At 38.0% G+C, this 5,609-nt stretch carries 3 protein-coding genes; all 3 read left to right on the forward strand.

Translation table 11 applies throughout. The features are described from left to right. Nucleotides 1-754 precede the first annotated feature (754 nt). The 3 genes from J2Z40_RS19560 to J2Z40_RS19570 all read left to right on the forward strand — a co-directional run bounded on the left by J2Z40_RS19560 (nucleotide 755) and on the right by J2Z40_RS19570 (nucleotide 5,254). Nucleotides 755-3,235 (forward strand): phosphodiester glycosidase family protein, encoded by a 2,481-nt coding sequence (locus tag J2Z40_RS19560; RefSeq protein ID WP_066397914.1) that lies wholly within the window; start codon nucleotides 755-757, stop codon nucleotides 3,233-3,235. Nucleotides 3,236-3,629: 394 nt separating this feature from the next. Next, entirely contained in the window at nucleotides 3,630-4,040 is a 411-nt protein-coding gene (locus J2Z40_RS19565; RefSeq protein ID WP_066397912.1) for a hypothetical protein, read from the forward strand. 506 nt (nucleotides 4,041-4,546) lie between these two features. Continuing rightward, nucleotides 4,547-5,254: a C40 family peptidase gene (locus J2Z40_RS19570; RefSeq protein WP_066397903.1), complete on the forward strand. Its 708-nt coding sequence runs from the start codon at nucleotides 4,547-4,549 to the stop codon at nucleotides 5,252-5,254. Nucleotides 5,255-5,609 lie beyond the last annotated feature (355 nt).

Below are 5,609 nucleotides of genomic sequence, written 5' to 3' on the forward strand. Positions count from 1 at the left end.
ACAAACCGAAGCCGATCTCTCTAGAAAAAGTCCATCATCAAGCGAATGAAGGACAAAATGAAGCCGATCTCTCTAGAAAAAGTCCATCATCAAGCAAATGAAGGACAAAATGAAGCCAATCGATCCACAAAAAGTCCATCATCGAGCCAATGAAGGACAAACCGAAGCCGATCTCTCTAGAAAAAGTCCATCATCGAGTGAATGAAGGACAAATCGAAGCCGATCGCTCTAGGAAAAGTCCATCATCGAGCTAATGAAGGACAAATCGAAGAAGATCGCTCTAGGAAAAGTCCATCATCGAGCTAATGAAGGACAAATCGAAGCCGATCGCTCTAGGAAAAGTCCATCATCAAGCGAATGAAGGACAAAATGAAGCCAATCGCTCCACCAAAAGTCCATCATCGAGCCAATGAAGGACAAACCGAAGCCGTTCTTTCTAGAAAATGTCCATCATCAAGCAAATGAAGGACAAAATGAAGCCAATCGATCCACGAAAAGTCCATCATCAAGTGAATGAAGGACAAACCGAAGCCGATCGCTCCACCAAAAGTCCATCAACCCATCAACAAAAGAAAAAATACCCCATCCTCCAAAAAATTAACCAATCCAAAACGTCCAACACGAACATATATAAATCTACTACAAAATTCGCCCTCATTTTATTTAGTTCAAAAGTCGTTTTATCTAGTTATTTGTCCATTTATCTGGGAAAATGTCATATAATAAGAGAATAGTATAAAGAAGGAGAGGGAAAATGGCGAAAAAGTGGATTGTGAATGTAGTAGTAGTGGCAGCTTTGATTTTTGGATTGGGTTCCCAGGCTTCTGCGAGTGAGCCGAAAGTATATTGGGACGGACTACTTATGGTTAAAGGCCAAGTGGGGAAAATAAAGGTTATTAAGCCTATTAATCTATGGAAAAGAGATGGAAATAAGCTTATATTTGAACGGGTGTTAAAGCCTGGTGAGCAATATCGAGTATATCGTTATGACAATCTTCATGGGGGCCAATATGGACTCGGTGGCGGTTACTATATTACGAAAATGGCAGGTTATGTTGATTATCGAACACCATCTAAGAAAAAGCTGGCAGAACTTGAAGCTGCATATAGTGGCGGTGGAACAACAACACCAAAGCCAATCGGAAACCTTTCAATTGGAAAAATAACACAACAAGAGTCGAAAAATATTGCTCCTGGTGTAACTGAAACAGAGCTATCTGTAACAAGCAACAGAGGAAAGCAAAAGATTTATACAGTTGAGTACGATGGAAAAACAGAAAAAATTAGTTTAGAAACAGCTTTAGCAACAGAGCAATTATATGGGTTTGAATCGGTGTCTAAACAAGCGAATAATTCTCAAACACCAGATAAGCATGTAGTGGCAGGCATTAACGGAGACTATTTTGACAAAAATGGCCATCCTGTAGATTTAATGATTCAAAAGGGTGAAATTGTTGCAACAAGCCAAACACCATTAAATGAATTAGCTGTTTTTGGTGTAACAAAAGATGGCAAGCCATTAATCGGCAGCCCGGAAGCAAAAATCTCTGTTCAAATAAATGGACAAAATGCTTATTGGATAAATTCTGTGAATAGAACTAGATTGTCCAATCATTTAGTCCTTTATACACCAGCTTTTGCAAGCTCAACAAGAACGAATCATCTTGGAACAGAAGTAGTTGTAAAAACAGAGTCTGGCCAATTAAATGGGCATAGTGTATTGACAGGTACAGTTGTTAGAGTGGTGGAAAATGTAGGAGATGAGAAGCTAAATAGCGGGGAATTTATCCTTTCTGGTCATCATTTTGCATCTGATTACTTAAAAACAATTGCTGTAGGAGATAAGGTTGAAGTAAAGACAGACTTTGGTTCAAATGATTGGAATCAAGTGGTGGAAGCGTTGAGCGGCCGTTACCACTTAGTGAAAAATGGATCAGTTGTTAAACAAACGGTCGCAGGTGTGCATCCAAGATCAGCAATCGGAATTAAAGCCGATGGCGGAATTGTCACAGTTGTTGTTGACGGGCGTAACGCTCTTCATAGTGTTGGTCTTACGCTAGCTGAAATGGCTTCAGTGATGAAGGATCTTGGTGCTGTTCAAGCATTTACCTTTGACGGTGGCGGTTCTTCAACAATGGTTGTGCGAGAACATGGGAATGATTCTGTTTCCTTAGTGAACAAGCCTTCAGATGGAATTGAGCGATCTGTTTCAAATTCCTTATTATTTATTAGCCAATGGATGAAAGGCCCACTTAGTCAGTTGGTTGTTAATCCAAAGGAACTTACTTTATTTGCTGGTGCGACTTATAAGGATTTAGGATTGACAGTTAAAGGAATGGACCAATTCTATAACGCTGTCCCTGTATCTCAAGTGGCATATAGCTCTCCAGCATTGAAGAAAAATGCAGATGGCAGCTATACAGCATCCACTTCTTTAAGCAGCAGTGAAATGACTGTTTCATCTGGCAATATTAGCAGCAAAATTAAAGTGAATTTAATTAATACACTTGATAGCATCCAAGTGGATGAAAAAGATATTATTGTTGAAAATAACACCATATATAAAATCCAGCCGAAGGGCATTTATAAAGGCAAGACAGTGATCTCTGATCCTGCTTTATTTAAATGGAGCGTATCTCCAGCTAATCTAGGAACCATTAATAATAAGGGTGAATTTAAAGCTGGTTCTGCAAAAGGAACAGGCACGATTACCGTTTCCCATGGGAAGGTTTCTGCATCAATCAATGTGACTGGAGGAACACCTGAGCCGATTCTTATTGAGGGTTTTGAAAATGGAATAGCGAACTATAAAGCAACTGGTGCACGATATAAAAGTGTGAACCTTATACAGGATCCTTTAAGTAAAACGGGCACATCAGCAGCAAAGTTAAGCTATGACTTTACAGGTACATCAGGTACGTCAGGTGCATATATCGAGGCCGTTAAACCAATCGCATTAAAAGGACAACCGAAGAAAATTGGCATGTGGGTTTATGGAGATGGCAAAGGACATTGGTTAAGAATGCAACTAAAGGATGGCAGCGGCCAAGAGCTTCAGCTTGATTTCACAAAGAATTTAAATTGGACAGGCTGGAAGTATATTGAGGCAGCTGTACCGGAAGGGATTAAAACCCCATTAGTGATTGAAGTACCCGTTCGCTACATGGAAACAAATGACGCGAATAAAAACAGTGGTGCCATTTTTATTGATCAAATTCAAGCTGTATATAAATAAATATTGGATAAGTGGCCAAATTACTCGCCTTTAAGGAAGTTATATAATCGCATGTTATGTATAAACTGTGAATAAATTGTTCTACTTCCAGCTTCGGCGCCTATCAAACTTTAGTACAGCTCCGCAATGATTGTGTCAAACACGGTAAGCCCACGCTCACCGTGTTTTCTTTATCAAGAGGGGGGACATCCGCCTTGTACAGCGAGACCTTCGGCGCCTGTGCTTTTGTTCTGATTTGAGGAATTTGGCCCTTGTTATAAATGAGCCTTACAAAAAATGTTATTTGTATTGGTTTGATTTGTCATTTATGATATGGTACGCTAGTACAAGTAATTCTATTTTGTGCTCTTTTTTGGGATCATTTATAGAGACCCTTTTCGTTGGAGGGAAAAGAATGTCAATGAGTTCGAATAATATGGAACAAGTAAGAAAGCAGTTGGAGAAAGCTCCTCCCAAGATTATTGGGGGTTATAAAAAGCAAGGCTGGGCCCAAAAGGCTCTAGATAAAACCGAGAATGACGATATCGAAAAAGAGAAAAAGGGTTTTATTACAGCAAAGGCGATTCTTGAGGCAAATGATGGCAGCTACTATCCGGCCTTTTTATTAATTGATACGAAGAAAAGTGGCAAAATAAAAGATGCATTTTTCCTTTCGGAGGCACAGGAGCAATTTAATCTTATTCCATTAGAATTAGCGCTAGAATTTATAAACAAAGAACCAAGTGATTTAATGCCTTTTCGATATAGAACACTCGGAAAAGTTAAAGGCGACCAATTTCAAAAAAATTGGCCAGACTTTTCATAAACCTTCTTGCATAGGTAAGAAGGTTTATTTTTGTATAGAAAATATAAATTTAAATGTTGTGGATAACTTTGCGACAAGTTCTGCGTCCAGCTCCAACCCCCAACGTACAGGACGTCGCGTTTTTGTCGACCTCGAGGTCACAAGCCAATTCTCTAAAGGTCGGTAAAGGACACCTTTTTAGTGAGGCTCGTCTTGTGCTATGCCTGAGGCTGATCAAGGCGCTTCCGCTTTTGCTCTTGTTGGAAATTATATAATGGCAAATTGTTACCTTTATCTTAAAGGTGCAGACACCCGATTTATACAATGATGATCGAGATATGCTAAGTTTTGTTTCTATTAGGTCTTTTAGCATCGTTAATTTTTCTAATTATAAGTAAAATTGTAATACGATTGTAATATAACTAGAATTTTTTAATAGATTTGAAATGATAAATTACCTGAAAATATTGTAATATTATACGTAGAGCGATAATATACGACATTTTTCTTATTTTCGGGAGGTTTAAATGAAGATTATTACGAAGGTAGTCATTACTGGAGCGTTGCTTTTTCCAACCGTTTTCGGAGTAGGCAGTGCGAGTGCAGCTAGTACAGATGACATAGTAGAATATAGCAAGAAATTCATTGGAACTCCTTATGTTTATGCAGGGGGAACACCGAACGGTTTTGATTGTTCAGGATACATTACATACATATACGAAAATTTTGATATTAATAATTTACCAAGACAGTCATCAGAACAATATAAGGTTGGCGATGAAGTTACGAAATCAGATTTAAAACCTGGTGATGCCGTTTTCTTTAATACGACAGGAAAAGGCGTATCACACGCGGGGATTTATATTGGAGATAATAACTTTATTCATGCTTCAACATCTAGTGGTGTTCGCATCAATGGGTTAGATGATAGTTATTGGAAGAATAAATATGTCGGTGCAAAGCGTTATTCAAGTTTCGATGCGCCACCACCGCCGCCTGAGGAATTTAGAGGCCTTGAAGTGAAGGCTGGCCAAATTGGTGTAGTAGAAATCAAGAAGTCTATTAATCTATGGAAACGTGATAGCAATGACAAATTGGTTCTTGAGAGAGTACTGAATGCTGGAGAAAAGTACCGTGTATATACATATGATGACAAGCATGGCGGGCAATATGGGCTCGGAGATAATATGTACATAACGAAAATGGATACACATATTGATTACTTTACACAATAAGACAAAAGAAGGTTCTCTTTAAGGAGCCAATTTTTATACACTTACTCAGATTGTTTTGAGTAGGTGTTTTTTTTACTGTATAGGAAAATATAAATTTAAATGTTGTGTATAACTTTGCGACAAGTTTGTCTGCGATTTAGATGATTGATTTCGAGTTCATAATAGAGGCTCATTATTATTGATTGTTGATTTTTTTGTAGGATGAAAATTAATAAGCGGAAAAATTCCGGTTAATATAGATTTTGAAGCACAAAATGTTGAAATAAACCAGCTAATAGTTTGTCAACATTTTTCATTTAAATAAATTTTTATTGTGTGGTATTCTAAAAATAAGCAAGCCAAATAACCTTCCATT

Origin of the sequence: Cytobacillus eiseniae (assembly GCF_017874625.1) — a bacterium.
Classification (GTDB): domain Bacteria; phylum Bacillota; class Bacilli; order Bacillales; family Cytobacillaceae; genus Cytobacillus; species Cytobacillus eiseniae.